Source organism: Actinoplanes sp. NPDC019969 (assembly GCF_055562375.1).
The window spans coordinates 192346-206824 of sequence record NZ_JBVHFK010000014.1 but is presented as its reverse complement, the minus strand read 5'-3'; the positions used below and the strand labels follow the sequence as shown (position 1 = coordinate 206824).

13 protein-coding genes and 1 tRNA gene are annotated in these 14479 nt (G+C 71.7%); 12 read left to right on the top strand and 2 right to left on the bottom strand.

Annotation, left to right across the window (positions count from 1 at the left end; all coding sequences use genetic code 11):
- Nucleotides 1-124 precede the first annotated feature (124 nt).
- Nucleotides 125-562 carry a DUF6232 family protein gene (locus ACZ3II_RS35695; protein ID WP_465523723.1) on the bottom strand — a complete coding sequence of 146 codons (438 nt, stop codon included), beginning with the start codon at nucleotides 560-562 and terminating at the stop codon, nucleotides 125-127.
- 392 nt (nucleotides 563-954) lie between these two features.
- Here ACZ3II_RS35695 and ACZ3II_RS35690 point away from each other — a divergent pair, with 392 nt between their 5' ends.
- The 3 genes from ACZ3II_RS35690 to ACZ3II_RS35680 all read left to right on the top strand — a co-directional run bounded on the left by ACZ3II_RS35690 (nucleotide 955) and on the right by ACZ3II_RS35680 (nucleotide 2511).
- Nucleotides 955-1413 carry a DUF2231 domain-containing protein gene (locus ACZ3II_RS35690; RefSeq protein WP_465523719.1) on the top strand — a complete coding sequence of 153 codons (459 nt, stop codon included), beginning with the start codon at nucleotides 955-957 and terminating at the stop codon, nucleotides 1411-1413.
- Between the two features lie 27 nt (nucleotides 1414-1440).
- On the top strand, nucleotides 1441-1977 hold the full coding sequence (locus ACZ3II_RS35685) for a type 1 glutamine amidotransferase domain-containing protein (RefSeq protein WP_465523717.1): 537 nt from the start codon (nucleotides 1441-1443) through the stop codon (nucleotides 1975-1977).
- Between the two features lie 213 nt (nucleotides 1978-2190).
- Entirely contained in the window at nucleotides 2191-2511 is a 321-nt protein-coding gene (locus ACZ3II_RS35680) for a hypothetical protein (protein WP_465523715.1), read from the top strand.
- On the opposite strand, the gene ACZ3II_RS35675 is transcribed toward ACZ3II_RS35680, so the two are convergent.
- Nucleotides 2504-4228 carry a metallophosphoesterase family protein gene (locus ACZ3II_RS35675; RefSeq protein WP_465523713.1) on the bottom strand — a complete coding sequence of 575 codons (1725 nt, stop codon included), beginning with the start codon at nucleotides 4226-4228 and terminating at the stop codon, nucleotides 2504-2506. The genes ACZ3II_RS35680 and ACZ3II_RS35675 overlap by 8 nt on opposite strands.
- A gap of 101 nt (nucleotides 4229-4329) precedes the next feature.
- Here ACZ3II_RS35675 and ACZ3II_RS35670 point away from each other — a divergent pair.
- The 9 genes from ACZ3II_RS35670 to ACZ3II_RS35630 all read left to right on the top strand — a co-directional run bounded on the left by ACZ3II_RS35670 (nucleotide 4330) and on the right by ACZ3II_RS35630 (nucleotide 14467).
- Nucleotides 4330-4403, top strand: a tRNA-Thr gene (locus ACZ3II_RS35670).
- Between the two features lie 346 nt (nucleotides 4404-4749).
- A complete protein-coding gene (locus tag ACZ3II_RS35665) occupies nucleotides 4750-5895 on the top strand; it encodes a calcium-binding protein (RefSeq protein ID WP_465523711.1) in 1146 nt (381 codons plus the stop codon).
- A 203-nt stretch (nucleotides 5896-6098) separates the two neighbouring features.
- Nucleotides 6099-6734, top strand: a complete 636-nt coding sequence (locus ACZ3II_RS35660; protein WP_465523710.1) for a hypothetical protein — start codon at nucleotides 6099-6101, stop codon at nucleotides 6732-6734.
- A 48-nt stretch (nucleotides 6735-6782) separates the two neighbouring features.
- Nucleotides 6783-7049, top strand: a complete 267-nt coding sequence (locus tag ACZ3II_RS35655; protein WP_465523708.1) for a hypothetical protein — start codon at nucleotides 6783-6785, stop codon at nucleotides 7047-7049.
- Complete coding sequence (eccD, locus tag ACZ3II_RS35650) at nucleotides 7046-8407, top strand: type VII secretion integral membrane protein EccD (RefSeq protein ID WP_465523706.1); 1362 nt, start codon at nucleotides 7046-7048, stop codon at nucleotides 8405-8407. The genes ACZ3II_RS35655 and eccD overlap by 4 nt, the downstream gene beginning before the upstream one ends.
- Nucleotides 8404-9279 (top strand): nucleotide-binding protein, encoded by an 876-nt coding sequence (locus tag ACZ3II_RS35645; RefSeq protein ID WP_465523704.1) that lies wholly within the window; start codon nucleotides 8404-8406, stop codon nucleotides 9277-9279. Before eccD ends, ACZ3II_RS35645 begins: the two co-directional genes overlap by 4 nt.
- A 12-nt stretch (nucleotides 9280-9291) precedes the next feature.
- Entirely contained in the window at nucleotides 9292-13185 is a 3894-nt protein-coding gene (eccCa, locus tag ACZ3II_RS35640) for a type VII secretion protein EccCa (RefSeq protein WP_465523702.1), read from the top strand.
- Nucleotides 13182-13529 carry a hypothetical protein gene (locus ACZ3II_RS35635; protein ID WP_465523700.1) on the top strand — a complete coding sequence of 116 codons (348 nt, stop codon included), beginning with the start codon at nucleotides 13182-13184 and terminating at the stop codon, nucleotides 13527-13529. The genes eccCa and ACZ3II_RS35635 overlap by 4 nt, the downstream gene beginning before the upstream one ends.
- Complete coding sequence (locus ACZ3II_RS35630; RefSeq protein ID WP_465523698.1) at nucleotides 13514-14467, top strand: DUF6177 family protein; 954 nt, start codon at nucleotides 13514-13516, stop codon at nucleotides 14465-14467. The genes ACZ3II_RS35635 and ACZ3II_RS35630 overlap by 16 nt, the downstream gene beginning before the upstream one ends.
- Nucleotides 14468-14479: the final 12 nt, after the last annotated feature.

Genomic DNA, 14479 nt, shown 5'->3' with positions numbered 1-14479 from the left:
AATGCCAACTGGCAACCAGCGAGGTCGCGGACATCCTATTACTGTCCTATCAGAACGACGGGCGCAAGGTGCGGTTTTGATCCAAGTCCTGAACTCACCCGAGAGAACCTCGCGAAGTCGCAGGTCAAGCCGCAGCTAGGCCATAACCCCACGGGGTCCGGCGGGTGTCCTCCATGGCCCGGCGCAAGGCGCGGCTGACCTGATTGAACACCCGGGCATCGGGTGAGGAATAGAGCACCACGGCGGTGCCGCGGTACTGCGCGTGTAGCTCCCAGCGTCCTGGCTCACGCCACATCGCGGCTACGCCGGGTATCGCCAGACCGAGGAAGACGAGGATGTAGACAGCCGGGTCGGGCAGGAGCGCCCAGCCGGCGGCCGCGATCGCGAGAGCGCCGACGGCCAATGCGGGAGCGAACGGGCGGATTCGCGACGGCGCCTGGACCAGGCCGACATTGCGCAGATCGGAAATGGCGAAGACCAGCGGTGCGGTGGTGGGGTGCCAGACGAACTGATCGTCGGACACCAGAGCGTCAGGCCCGCGATAGTAGATCCGTGTGCGCATGGCGAACTCCTCTTCGCTGTTTCTTGCGAGGAGGGAAGGAGTGGGGCCACCATTGGCGCGAGAGACCCGACCCGCCTCGCCTGAGCCGCAACGAACGAAGTCGCGACCGAAAAGGCCGCAGAGGCGGACAACGGCACCCGTTTGCCGCCGGGTGCCGTTGCTTGTCTCTCCCTCCGACTCCGCCCTTTGTTGCCCTACTAGCAGTGAAGCACGCCACCCGGCAGGCCGCCACCACTCAATCTGCCATGTTGCAGATTGCGTACAAGCTGTGCGACGCGCAGTCGATCATCCATCGGCGTCCGCCGAGGTGTTTGCGTCCGATCGGGGACGGGTAGGCCAACTCGCGATGCCGTTACGAACCTGTATTTACGCAGGTGGGAAGGCGAAGCCGAATGGAAAGCCGATTGAACGTCGCCGGTCAGACGGTGCAGCCCATTCTGATGTTGTTCCCGCTCGGGCTATTCGCGATGGCCGTTATGTTCGACATGGCCGACTTGCTGGGGGGTCCTAACATCCTGGGCGCGCTGGCCTACTGGAACATCGTGGCCGGTCTGGTCGGAGGCGCTCTGGTCACGGTCGCCGTGGCCGTCGACGTGATGTTCGCGCGCCGCTCGCGTGACCGGCGCCTGGGGGTGCTCCGCAGCCTGCTCAACGTCGGCGTGCTGGTCATCTTCGCGGTCATCGCGATGCTCCGCGTCCAGGCCGCCGACCGGGCCGTCGGTGGCGGGCTCTTCGTCATCGAGCTGCTGGCCCTCGGCCTGGCCGGGTTCGGCGCCTGGTTCGGCGGCGAGATCGCCAACGGACGGGCCCCCGCGTTTGCCCGCGCCGCCGCCGGGAACCGGAACTACTGACAGTTCCCGGCCGGAAGGAGCACGACCATGACCGTATCGCTCAACGGGAAGCGGGTGGCATTCCTCGCGACCGACGGCGTGGAGGAGATCGAGTACACCCAGCCGCGCAAGGCGATCGAGGCGGCCGGCGGGCATGCCGAACTGGTCTCCCTGGCCGACGGCGAGATCCAGGCGCTGAACCACCTGGACAAGGCCGGCACCTATCCCGTCGAGAAGACGGTGCGCGACGCCGACGCCGGGCAGTACGACGCGCTGGTCCTGCCCGGTGGCGTGGCCAACCCGGACTTCCTGCGCGCCGACGCCGACGCCGTCCGGTTCGTCCGCGAGTTCGTCGCCGCGGGCAAGCCGGTCGCGGCGATCTGCCACGGCCCGTGGACGCTGGTCGAGGCCGGCGTCGTGGACGGCCGAACCCTCACCAGCTGGCCCAGCCTGCGCACCGACCTGGTCAACGCCGGCGCCACCTGGGTCGACGAGCCGGTTCACGTCGACGAGCACCTGGTGACCAGCCGCAAGCCGGACGACCTGCCCGCCTTCTGCGACGCGCTCCTCGCCCAGCTCAGCTGATCAGGGCCGAACCCCGGCTGGTTGTCAGGGCTGTCTCACGACCCGTGAGACAGCCCTGACAACCAGCCGGGGTTTCGCCTTTCAGCCGTCGACGAGGCGCGCGGTCTGCTCCCGGAGGACACGCTGCATCTCGGTCACGCTGCCGCCACCTGGGCCGGCGGCTTCTATCTGCGCCACTTCGCGCTGGTCTTCGGGCTGTCGCTGCTCCGCACCGTGCAACGGTTCGCGATCGTCCGCTGGGATCCGCCGGCCGCCGTCGCGATCACCACGGGAGTGCTCGTCGCACTGGTGAGGATCGTGGAATTGGCCGCAAGCGAGATGAACCACCGCGAGGCCCTCGCCCGCCTGAAAGCCGGCATCGACGTACGGTGGGTCGCGTTCTGGGGGCAGTGGGCGCTGCTTGCCGTCACCTTCGCGATCTTCGATCTGGCGCCGAACGCGCTGATCGCCACCGTCGTGCCGGAAGCCGCCCGCGAGCAGGTGACCGCCTGGCTGGTGGCGGTGAAGAACCCGACCCGGCGCAGGCTCAGGTGATCTGAATCGGCGGCTCGATGCGGCGGGCGGTCAGCGGGGTCAACGGGCGCACCCATGGCTCGTGCGGATCGCCCGCCGGATGCGCTTCCCAGTCGTGGCAGATCGTGTCGATCCCGATCGGGTGGATGGTCAGCGAGCCGTCCGCGGCGATGTGCAGGCGCAGGAAACTCTTCGCCTGCTCGATGCCCTGGCCGGCGAACAGCTCGTTCAGGTTGACGTCGAAACGGGCGGCGAGCAGCAGGTACAGCGCGAGCAACTGGGTGGAGAGGATCGCGATCAGTGGGCCGTAGGCGACGGCGGCCACCGCCAGCGGGCCGGGCCACGCCCAGTTCCGGGCGGGCAACTGCAGCCACACCCAGGTGCCTCCGGCCGCCAGCCCGATCTGGGCCAGGCCGTGCCCGGCACCGAACACCCAATGCCGGATGTGCCCGTCCGGCTTCGCGAACAGGATCGTGCCCGCCATGATCAGCACCAGCATCAGGACCAGCGGGATGCTGAACAGCCGCTGGAAGGTGCCGCCCTCGGCGACCGCGCCGGCCATCGCCAGCATGGTCAGCGTGTGGATGATGCCGAGCATGCTGGCGAACCCGGCGTTGCGCCGCGGCACCCGGTGGAAGACCCCGTGGCCCATCCGCCGCGACGCCGCCGCGTCCGGGAAGGCCGCCTTGCGCTCATACCGCCGGCTGCGGCTCGCGCTGCGGCTCAACGTCGCCGGCGGCGGGACCATCAGCTCCTCCGGCAGGTTCTGGGTGCCGAGCGTGTACGCCCCACCGCCCCCGCAGGTGATCAACTCCCGGTCGTCGGCAGAAAACCGCGCGTAGTGGTGCAGATCGCCGGAGAGCAGCACCCGCACCTGCGCCCGGGTCGGCCCCACGATGGTGCGGATGAAGTAGTCGACGGCGTCGTACGCGTGCGGGTTCTGCCGGGCCTTCACCCAGGTGGGTGACGGTGTCATCAGGATGATCCGGTCGTCCGGCCCGACCTGCTCGGCCGCCTTCTCGAAGTAGAGCAGCTGCGGGTCGTCGATGTAGGCGCCGAACTGCTCGTCCACCGCGAACAGCCACCAGTTCGCCGGGAGCTTCACCGCGAAATAGGACCGGCGCTGCTGGGTGCGCCACCCGCCGATGTGGCCGTCCTTGCGCCGGGCGAACAGCCGCAGGAACGCGGTGAGGCCGTCGTACCAGTCGTGGTTGCCGGGCAGCGCGTACAGCGTCGGGCGGGGAAGGCCGGCTGGCGCCTCGGGCAGGGCCGCGCGGTACGGGCCCTTCATCCGGTTCTCGTAGTCGTCACCGCTGGCCGACGGGTAGACCTGGTCACCGCCCATCAGCAGCACCCGGCCCCGGGGCAGCCGCTCCCCGTCGACCTCGAGTTCCGGCTGAGCCAGCAGATAGGCCACCGAATAGGTGGCGTCGAACCCGTCGCCCAGGTCAGCCACATAGTCCACCCAGAAGTCGCCGGTGGCCGTGGCGGAATGGTCGAAGACGTCACCGTCGAGAGCGTTCTGCAACTCGCGCTTGTCGAGATAGGCCCCGAAGAGCAGGTGCAGCAGCGTGCGCAGCCCGGTGGTGAGCAGCAGCAACGGCGCCAGCCAGCCGATCTGCCCCTGCGGCTCGAAGCCCAGCTCACGCGGGTCGAGACTGCGTGGGCGGTGGGACGAACTCGGCTCCGGATCGACCGGCCGGACGTCGGCGGCGCGCGGCAGGGGAACGATGGCCATCGACTGATCCTCCGTCACCCTTTGCACAGTAGTCACGAGGTACGACATCCGAGATACCCCGATGATGACGGCTTCGCCCATGCCGTACACTTGCAACCGTTGCCGCCTTAGCTCAGTCGGCTAGAGCGACGCACTCGTAATGCGTAGGTCGACGGTTCGATTCCGTCAGGCGGCTCAGCGAGAAACCCCAGGTCATCGACCTGGGGTTCTTCTTTTTCCCAGGTCGATGACTGTGCCCGCAGTGCCCACGGTCCGCGACCTGGACCAGGTCATCTGCGGAGAGGTCCGCATACGCGTCGAGGGTCATGGCCGCGCATCCGCGCCCGGACCGACCGCCCGGTAGGCCGGCGACGTGGCCGAGCTGCCCACCCTGGGATGCAACGCGGGTTGCGGCCGTCGGTACCCGGCGGTGCACGCCTTCGCCGTCGCCCGCCCCCTCGGCCGGAAAGGTGATCCACAAGTCTCGAAGCCTTCCTTAAACTGCGGCCGTACCGTCCGCAGTGGAGTTCGGGGGATCCACCATGGCAATTCATCCATCACGACCGTTCGCGGTCGGGCTGGCCGTGCTCGTCGGCGCCATCGGCGCCACGGTGGCCGCCGGGCCGGCTCAGGCCGTGGCATCCGGCTACGCCGGCATACGGCTGCAGGGCGCGCAGGCCGCCTTTTGGGCAGGTTATGGTGCGACGAATCAGATCGTCGTCACCGCCTCGTCCGAGTCCGTCATCATCGACGATGTCGTCCCGATCCGGACCGGTCCGGGATGCACGGTGATCAGCAAGGACCGCACCATGGTGCGGTGTGTCTTCACCGGGGTGCCGGATCTCGCACCCGCCGTCCTGGTCCACGCCGGTGACCGCGACGACCGCGTCGTCATCCGGTCGCAGATGTGGACCGAGATGCACGGCGGCGCCGGGAACGACACGCTCCAGACCTTCGACGGCAGATCTGATCAGTACGGCGAGGAGGGCTCGGACACCATCCTCGGCGGTGCGGGCTGGTCTGAACACCACAGCGGGGGCCCGGGCGCGGACCGCATCTACGGCGGCGCAGGCCCCGACGGCATCGAAGGCGATGCCGGCAACGACACGCTCTCCGGTGGAACCGGCAATGATGGGATCAGCGGTGGCTCGGGGGCCGACCTGATTACCGGCGGCGCGGGCGACGACGGCATTGGGATGTACACCCCCGTCGTCGCCGGCGACGACGACCGTGTCTACGGCGACGCCGGTGTCGACACCGTCTCCTACGAGGAATACGCGGCCGGGGTCACGGTCGATCTGGACGGGGTGAAGGGCGACGACGGCGCCCGGGGCGAGCGCGACACACTCTTCCCGGACCTCGAGCGTATCCGTGGCGGAAACGGCCCCGACATGCTCGTCGGGTCCGGCCGCAACGACGACATCCGGGGTAGTGGCGGCAACGACACCATCATCGGTGGGGCCGGGGCCGACAGCCTGATCGGCGACGAGGGCGCCGATCGGCTCTATGGCGGAGTCGGTGACGACAAGCTCGACGGCCGGGACTGGGTGATCTGGTCGGTGCCCCCGTACCCGTCGGAGTACGTGCCCGACCTGGTCTCCGGCGGCGTCGACCGGGACACCTGTGAGCTCTACCCCGGTGACGTGCCGGACGGCTGCGACGTCACGGTGTTCCCGCACGGCCGGTGAGTCGCGATTGAGGGGCACGGTGGGGCGGGTGCGCCTCTCCCGTCGCCGGTAGTCCCGTAGCTCAGAAGGAAACCCCAGGTCACCGGCCTGGGGTTTCTCTTTTGTACGGGTCCGCACCCGCCCGGGGTACAGGTCCGCTCGATCGGTTGACACCGGCTCGCCGTATCGAAGCCTGGGCACGCCTGATTGCGTACCCTGCGGCGATGTCGTCCTCCCCGCACCGGACCGCTGGACCCATGCTCGGCGGGCTCACGCTGCTCGCCGTCCTCGCCGGGTGCAGCAGTGACGCGACCACCTGGCTCAGCCTCGACAGACCCGCGACCGTCGCCGGAGTCGTCGCTTCGCTGACCGCCCTGACGATCATGGTGCGCGAGGCACGGCAAGCCCGGCAGAGCAGCCTGGCCGCGGAGGGGGAGGCCGAGGAGTCCCGCAGACAACTGGACAGGGCGGTGCAAGGTCTGGGGGGCGACGCCGCGCCGTCACTGGACGCCGAGCTGGGTGAGGTTTCCAGCGAACTCTCCCGCACGATGGCTCGTCTGCACGACATCAGCGAGCGGGCAAAGGCTTACGAGGAGGAGGTACGAGGACTCGTGGAACGCGGTGAGGCCGCGCGCGCCACGGTGGCGCTGAACGAGGACGCGGCCCGGAAGATCGCGCTGATCCTGGGTTCCGAGAGCCAGACGCGCCTGAAGGAAGAGATCGATCGCCTGGCGCACGCGCATGCCGCCCAGGTCGAGACGCTCAAGAGGTCGGGCACCCGGGTCGCCTGGATCACCTTCGTGGCGGGGGCGATCATCGGCTTCGCCGGCAACATCCTCACGAGCCTCATCATGTCCTGACCGGACGTCAGGCCCCCGGAGATCGGCGGGTACGGATACGATCGCTGCGTGGCGAGGGAGTACGACACTCAGCTCATCGAGTTCGTCGCCGTCCGCCGGGCCCGCATGCGCGAGCTCCTGCTGTGGGGCCGGGACCGGCGGGCCCGGGCAACCGGTGACGGTCTGCGCTGGCTGCGCATCGGTGTGGTCCTGGCCGCGATCGCCTGCGCCGCCTGTGTCGGCTGGTCCTTTCTGCAGAGCGTCCTCGCCGACCAGCGCGCCACCCGGACCGGCCCGCTCACCAGCGTGCCCGTCTCCTCACCGGCGGCCCGATGAACACGGCCGGCGGCCCGATGAGCACACCCGGCTCGATGAACACGCCCGGGCCGCACGCGCCACGCAGCGGCAGGCTCAGCCGGGTCACGCTCGCCGGCAGCCGCCGCCGGCTGGATCTGGTGCTGCCCTCCGACGAGTCGATCGGGGTTCTGCTGCCCGAGATCGTGACCATGGTCGGCTATCCCGCCACCGCAGACGCCCGCGGCTATCAGCTCAGCACTGTGGACAGCCGAGTGCTGGACCCGGCCACCACGCTGGGCGCCGCCGACATCCCGGACGGGGCCGTGCTGCGGGTCGACCCGCTGGTGGAGGCGCCGCCGGCGGCGATCGTGCACGACGTCTCCGACGAGGTCGCCGACGACCTGGCCCGCCGCCCGGGCCGCTGGGGCCCGGCTGCCCGGACCGCCACGGCGACCGCGGTGTCCGCCGCCGCGACGGCGTTCGCGGCGGTGCTCGCCACTCCCCCGCTGCCGGCCGTGGCGATCATGGCGGCCGGTGTGCTGATCGCGTTCGCCGGTCTCGCCGCCGGCCTGTTGGGACGCCGCGAGATCGGTGTCGCGGTGCTGCTCAGTGGCACGGCGGCGGCGATGACAGCGGTGCCGGACGGGCCGTGGCGGTGGGCGTGGTGGATCCTTTCCGCCGGGCTGCTGCTCGTCGCGCTCGGTGCGGTCACCGGCAACCGGCGGGCCGGTGTCTCCGGCGGGACCGCGGTGCTGCTGATGCTCGCCGGGTGGGCGGGGCCGCTGCTGGCCGGGCTGCCTGCCGCACGGGTCGCGGCGGTCATGGCGATCGTGTCGATCGGCGCGCTCGGGCTGCTGCCCCGGATCGCCATGGTGACGTCCGGCCTGACCCGCCTCGACGACCAGCGCCACAGTGACGAGCCGGTACGCCGGTCGTCGGTCGCCGCCGCGATCGACGCGGCGCACCGAGGGCTCGCCGTGAGCGTGGTGGCGGTCGCCGGATCCGCGACGGTGGCCGGGATCGTGCTGGCCCTGGCGCCGCCGGGGTGGACGTCGGCGCTGGCCGCCCTGCTCGCCGTCGCGTTGCTGCTGCGCACCCGCGCCTTCCCGCTGGCCGCCGAGATGCTGGCGCTGGTCGCCGGGGGCCTGGCCGTCACCGCCGCACTGCTGCTGAGCGGGTCCGGGGCGGCCCGCGGGCAGTGGTGGCTGCCGGTGGCCGGGGCCGTTCTGGTGGCGGCGGCCGCGCTGGTCACCCTGGCGTACCGGCCGGCGCCGCACGTCCGGGCCCGGCTGCGTCGGGACGCCGACCGGCTGGAGGCGCTGGCCGTGGTCGCGCTGGTCCCGGTGGCGGTCGGGGTCTTCGACGTGTACCCGCGACTGCTCGACAGCTTCCGATGAGCGATCCGACCGGTGCCGCACCTGTCGCGGACCCGCTGACCGCACGGCTGTGGCACACCGTGCGGTCCACTGTCGCCGGCCCCCGGCAGGCCCGGGAACTGGCTGAACTCGCCACCGCCCTGCAGGCACCGTTGACCACCGGCCGGCGGATCGCGGTCGTGTCGATCCGGGGCGGCACCGGGAAGTCGACGGTCGCGGCGGTGCTGGCCTCGCTCTACGCCGGCCGGCGGGCCGATTCGGTGCTCGCGGCGGACGCCGACCCGTACGAGGGGTCACTGTCGTGGCGGCTGGGGCTCACCGGATCGCCGGCGTTGGCCGATCTGGCGCCCACCCTGATCGCGGCCCGGGACACCACCGTGCGGGCGCTCGATGCGCTGTTACCCCGTACCGCAAGCGGTCTCTGGGTGTTGCCCAGCGGTGCGCCCCGCCAACCGCGACTGTGCAGCGAAGTGACCCGGGCCCTGTCCCGCCTGTTCGCGGTGTGTGTCACCGACTGCCCGCCCGGGTTCGACTCGCCGGTCACCGCGTCGATCCTGCCGGAGGCGCATGCCGTGGTGCTCGTCGCGGCGGCGACGCCTGACGGGATCCGGGCCGCCCACCAGTTCCTGCGGCGGCGGGTGAGCCACGGCCGTACCTCGTCGCTGCAGCGTGTGGTGGTGGTGCTGAACACGCTGCAGCCCGGCGGGCGGCGCCGGCCCGCCGGTGACGCCGCGGCGCTGCTGGGGGAGTTCCCGGTGCCGGTCGTGACCGTGCCGTACGACAGGCATCTGGCCGGCGGTGGCCTGATCGTGCCGTCGCGGATCGGGGAGGCGACGCTGCGGGAGGCCACCCGCGCCGGTGGTCACGCCCTGAGCCGCGCCTGGCCGATCTGATCGGAGACGGACATGTCGACGCGTGTGGTGCACCGGCCGACCCGGGTGGTACGCCCGCTTCCCGAGGCGGAACCGCTGGTCCTGGACCCGCCGCCGGCCCTGCCGGACGGGCGGACCGGCGCGGTCGGCATCCAGGCGCTGATCCCGATGGCCGGGGCGGGCGTGGCGATGAGCATGATGATGTTCCTGCGCGGCTCCGGTTTCGCCGCGCTCGGCGCCGTCGTCATGCTGGTCTCGCTCGGTGCCGCCGCCGTGCTGTACGTGACCCAGCAGGGCCGGGCGGCGCGCAAGCGGCGGGCACAGCGCGAGCAGTACCAGGACTACCTGGAGGAGCTGCGGGAGGACCTGCGCGCCCGCGAACACACGCTGCGGCAGGAGGCGAGCCGGCTCGACCCGCCGGTGACCCGGCTGCTCGACGTGGTCCGCGATCCGGCCCGGCGCTGGGAACGCCGGCGCGCCGACCCGGACTTCCTGCGGGTACGCGCCGGCGTGGGCACCCTGCCGGCCCGGCGGATCCGGCTGCCGGAGCAGGGGTCGCAGAGCAATCCCACCGACCCGTTCATGCGCCGGGAGGCGCAGTCGCTGATCCGCCGGTTCGCGCTGACGCCCGGGCTGCCGCTGCGGGTCGACCTGGACTGCGCGGGCGACGTCAGCGTGATCGCCGGGGACCGTGCCGGCGCCCTCGCCTTCGCCCGGGCCGTGCTGATCCAGGTCGCCGCGTTCCACGCCCCCGACGACGTGACGCTCGCCGTGATCACCACACCGCAGCGGGCGGCCGACTGGGCGTGGGCGCACTGGCTGCCGCACCTGCTCGACCGGCACGGCATCGGCCCGGCCGGACCGACACCGCTGCTGGTCACCGACGCCGGCACGCTGGCCGGTCTGCTCGCCGCCGATCTGGAGGAACGGGCGACCAGCGCGATGAAGTCGTTCCGGCACGGGGCGGGACGGGCCGAGGCACGGACCCGGCCGCGGCTGCTGGTCATCGACGACGCGTACGGGTCGGTGGCCGCCCGGCTGCCCAGCCCGGACCGGGCGGTGGGCCTGCCCAGCCTCGGTGTCACCGTCGTGCATCTGCTCGCCGACCGGCTGCACGAACCGGGCGAGGTCACCCGGCGGGTCACCCTCGACGGCGACACGATGGCGCTGGAGGACCTGACCGCGACACCGCCCGCCGTGGTCCGGGGAACTCCGGACGAGGCGCCGGCCGCGCTGGTCGAAGGACTGGCCCGGACGGTCGCGCCGCTGCGGCTGTCCGCCGACTCCTACGACGACGGCACCGGCACGCCGCCCGCCGACTTCACGGCCCTGCTCGCCGCCACCGATCCGCAGCGCTCCGACCGGGACTTCCTGCGGGTGCCGCTCGGCGTCGACCCGGGCGGGCAGCCGGTGCTGCTCGATCTGAAGGAGCCGGCCCAGCTGGGGATGGGCCCGCACGGGTTGTGCGTGGGGGCGACCGGTTCGGGCAAGAGCGAACTGCTGCGTACGCTCGTGCTGGCCCTGGCGGCGAGCCATCCACCGGAACGCCTCGCGATGGTCCTGGTGGACTACAAGGGCGGCGCGACGTTCGCGCCGTTCACCGGGCTGCCGCACGTCGCCGGGCTGATCACGAACCTGGAGGCGGACGCGTCGCTCGTGGACCGGATGTACACCAGCCTCGACGGCGAGGTGCAACGCCGCCAGCAGGTCCTCGCCGACGCCGGGAAGCTCACCGACATCACCGAGTACCACCTGCGCGGCCCGGAACTGCCGGCCCTGCCGTACCTGCTGGTGCTGATCGACGAGTTCGGTGAGCTGCTCGCGGCCAAGCAGGAGTTCATCGACCTGTTCCTGCGGATCGGGCGGATCGGCCGGTCGATCGGCATCCACCTGCTGCTGTCCAGTCAGCGCATCGAGCAGGGCAGGATGCGCGGCCTGGAGAACTACCTGTCGTACCGGATCGGACTGCGCACGCTGACCGACATGGAGTCCCGGACGGTCCTGGACACCCCCGACGCGTTCCACCTGCCGCCGCTGCCCGGCAACGGCTACCTGAAGGTCGACGTGTCGATCTATCAGAGATTCAAGGCGGCGTACGTGTCCGGCCCGCTCACCGATCCGGCCGAAGCCGAACTGGCGCCCCTCTCCGGGCCACTGGTGAAGACCATGCCGGTGTTCGGCACGGTGCGCGAGACCGGTGACGCCGAACCGGCCCGGGCGACCCGGCGGACCACCGGTCCCACCCTGCTCTCGGTCACCGTCGATCAGCTCGCCCGCTCCGGCGAGCGGGTCGCCGCGATCTGGCTTCCGCCGCTGCCGCCGGCGATCACCCTGGACCGGGCGGGTGGCGGCGTCGACATCACCACTGACGGGGTACGCCTCCGCGCCGCCCCGAACCCCGCCGCCGGACTGCCGGTCCCGCTCGGCCTCGTCGACGACCCGGCCCGGCAGTGGCAGGGCGTCTGGTGGCTGGACCTGGCCACCGGCGGCGGCAACCTGCTCGTCCTCGGCGCGCCCGGCACCGGCAAGACCACCGCGCTGCGGACGCTCGCCCTCGGCCTGGCCGTCACCCACACCCCACGGCAGGTCGGCGTGTACGGCATCGACCTGCTCGGCAGCGGCCTGCAGGCACTGTCCGGTCTGCCGCACACCGGCGGGGTGGCGGGACGCGACGACCGCGAACGGATCCGGCGCACCGTCGACGAGGTCCATCAGATGATGGCCGTACGGGAGCGCGTCTTCACCCGTCATGGTTTCGACAACGCCGCCGACCTGCGGGCTTTCCCGGAGGATCTCGGCTGCGCCGATGTGGTGCTGCTCGTCGACGGGTACGGCCAGCTCGGCACCGACGAGTTCGCGAGTCTGGAACCGAAGGTGCACGATCTGCTCGCCCGCGGCGGCCGTTACGGTCTCCACGTGGTGGCCACCGCACGCCGGTGGAACGAGGTACGCGCCGCCCAGCAGGTCGCCTTCGGCAACCGGGTCGAACTGCGGCTGACCGAACCCGGCGAGTCCAGCGTGGACGGCAAGCTGGCCCGCGCGGTGCCGGTGGACACGCCGGGCCGGGCGCTCACCACCGGCAAGCTGTACGCCCAGGTGGCGCTACCCCGCCTGGACGCGCTGCCGGACCCGGCAGGCTCCGGGCTCACCGAAGCGGCGACACTGGTCCGCAGCGCCTGGACCGGCCCACTCCCACCACCGGTACGGGTCCTGCCCGCCGTCCTGCCCGCCGCCGACCTGGACGGTGAACCGGCCGGGGACGGGGTGCCGCTGGGCCGGTTCGAGAGCGACCTCGCCCCTGCCGTGCTCGACCTGTTCGGCCGTGACCAGCACCTGCTCGCGCTGGGCGACCCCGGCGCCGGCAAGACGAACCTGCTGCGGCTCGTCGCCGACCGGCTGATCGGCCGGTACAGCCCCGACGAGCTGGTGTTCGCGGTGTTCGACCCGCGCCGGAACCTCGCCGACGTGGTGCCCGACGAGTACCAGGGCGGTTATGCGCCGAACGCGACCCTTGCGGCCCAGCTCACCGCGGCGGTGTGCAAGGAACTCGCCGGACGGCAGGGCCCGTCGCCGCGGATCGTGCTGCTCATCGACGACTACGACATCCTGTCCGCCTCCACGATGCAGCCGCTCGGCGGGTTCCTGCCGTACCTCGCGACCGCCCGCGACATCGGGCTGCACGTCGTCATGACCAGGCGGGTCGCGGGCGCCTCTCGGGGGTTGTACGAGCCGTTCACGCTGGGCGTACGCGAGGCGGGTTGTCTGGGTCTGCTGATGTCCGGCGACCGGACCGAAGGGCAGCTCTTCGCGGGGGTACGGCCACAGATCATGCCGGTCGGGCGGGCCCAGTTCGTCCGCACCGGGGAACCGGCACGCACCGTACAGACCGCCCACGTTCCCGTCCCTGTTCCGCAGGAGGACCGTTGACCTTCGATGCCGTGGCGCTGTGCCGGGACCAGCCCGTACTGGAAATGATGTTGTCCGCGATGCTCGCCGCCGGCGAACAGTTGAAAGTGGACACCATCGACGCCGCGCGGCTGATCCAGCTCCGCCACCCCGACGACGGCAGGGTGCTGTTGAGCACCGACGGCGCCCGGCTCGTGCAGGTTCCCGGCGAGGCCCGGCGGCTGCTGGGCGTCGACATGCCGGGGCCGGTCTGGTGGGTGGAGACCCGTGGGCCCGACAACGATCCGGAGGCGGAGGAGGCTGCTCGCCGGTTCACACATGCGCTGGTCACGGCTTTGGGAGGAGCAGCATGGACGAGCCGCTGACCGGGCATCCCGCAGCCGACCGGATCACTGCGTCCGCCGTGATCGCCGAGCAGGGCCGGCGGGTCGTGCCGCGGTCGGCCTGGCTGGCCGACGCCGCTGTCGCCGCGGCCCGCAACGGGCGGACGTTTCAGCTGGTCACCCCGGCGGACAGCCGGATCACGTACCCGCTGGAACTCATGCTCGCCGAAACCGGTGGACGCTGGGTGGTCAGGGCCGGCGACACCGCCCGCGACGGGCTCACCGGATCACCGCTGCACTGGGACGGTGACAGGTACACCGCGGTGCCCGAGGGTGTGCCGGCCGCGCCGCTCGCGCCCGACACGGTGTGGGGTGGCAGCGCCGACATTCAGATCACCGCGCTGCATCCCGCCGACGCGGACCTCTCACTGGGGGCCACGACAGAAGCGGCGGTACGTGCGCTGACCGGCCGGGCGCCGCTCGGCTGGGGTGTCGCCGAGCCGGTCACTCAGCCGTGGTCCCGGCGGGAACTCACCCTGCACTGCCGCAACCGGGCGCCCGCGCCGAGCAGCCTGGTCGTGGTCGGGGAGGACGTGCTCGGGGTGGTGACGGTGAAACGGGTCCGCACCGGGGTGATCGAGGAGGTTCGCCTGTCCGGGCCGCCGTTCCTGGCCGCGGGCGAGGCCGGCTACGAAGCGCTGGCTGACGACGTGGCCGGGACCATCCGCAGCATGATCGTCGCGGTTCATCATGGACGGCAGGGCGGCCTGCGTACGGGGGCGCCGGCGTTACCGCCGTTGCCGTACGCCATCCTGGTCGGCCCGCAGGCCCCACCGGTCGGCGGCGTGACGCCGCCGGTCGCGGGGCGGGGGTTGCGGGGCGGCGCCCGCTGGCACCGCCTCGATGACGGGCCGGGCCAGCCGTACGAGGTGCTGACCGCCGTCCTGCAGTCCTACGGCCTGCCCATCCCGGCCCGCTGACTCGTGCCTGCC

Excerpts from the sequence above, each read along its gene's own strand:
- ACZ3II_RS35695 (WP_465523723.1), bottom strand. The coding sequence starts at position 562 with ATGCGCACACGGATCTACTATCGCGGGCCTGACGCTCTGGTGTCCGAC.
- ACZ3II_RS35690 (WP_465523719.1), top strand. The coding sequence starts at position 955 with ATGGAAAGCCGATTGAACGTCGCCGGTCAGACGGTGCAGCCCATTCTG.
- ACZ3II_RS35685 (WP_465523717.1), top strand. The coding sequence starts at position 1,441 with ATGACCGTATCGCTCAACGGGAAGCGGGTGGCATTCCTCGCGACCGAC.
- ACZ3II_RS35675 (WP_465523713.1), bottom strand. The coding sequence starts at position 4,228 with ATGGCCATCGTTCCCCTGCCGCGCGCCGCCGACGTCCGGCCGGTCGAT.
- ACZ3II_RS35665 (WP_465523711.1), top strand. The coding sequence starts at position 4,750 with ATGGCAATTCATCCATCACGACCGTTCGCGGTCGGGCTGGCCGTGCTC.
- ACZ3II_RS35660 (WP_465523710.1), top strand. The coding sequence starts at position 6,099 with ATGTCGTCCTCCCCGCACCGGACCGCTGGACCCATGCTCGGCGGGCTC.
- eccD (WP_465523706.1), top strand. The coding sequence starts at position 7,046 with ATGAACACGGCCGGCGGCCCGATGAGCACACCCGGCTCGATGAACACG.
- ACZ3II_RS35645 (WP_465523704.1), top strand. The coding sequence starts at position 8,404 with ATGAGCGATCCGACCGGTGCCGCACCTGTCGCGGACCCGCTGACCGCA.
- eccCa (WP_465523702.1), top strand. The coding sequence starts at position 9,292 with ATGTCGACGCGTGTGGTGCACCGGCCGACCCGGGTGGTACGCCCGCTT.
- ACZ3II_RS35630 (WP_465523698.1), top strand. The coding sequence starts at position 13,514 with ATGGACGAGCCGCTGACCGGGCATCCCGCAGCCGACCGGATCACTGCG.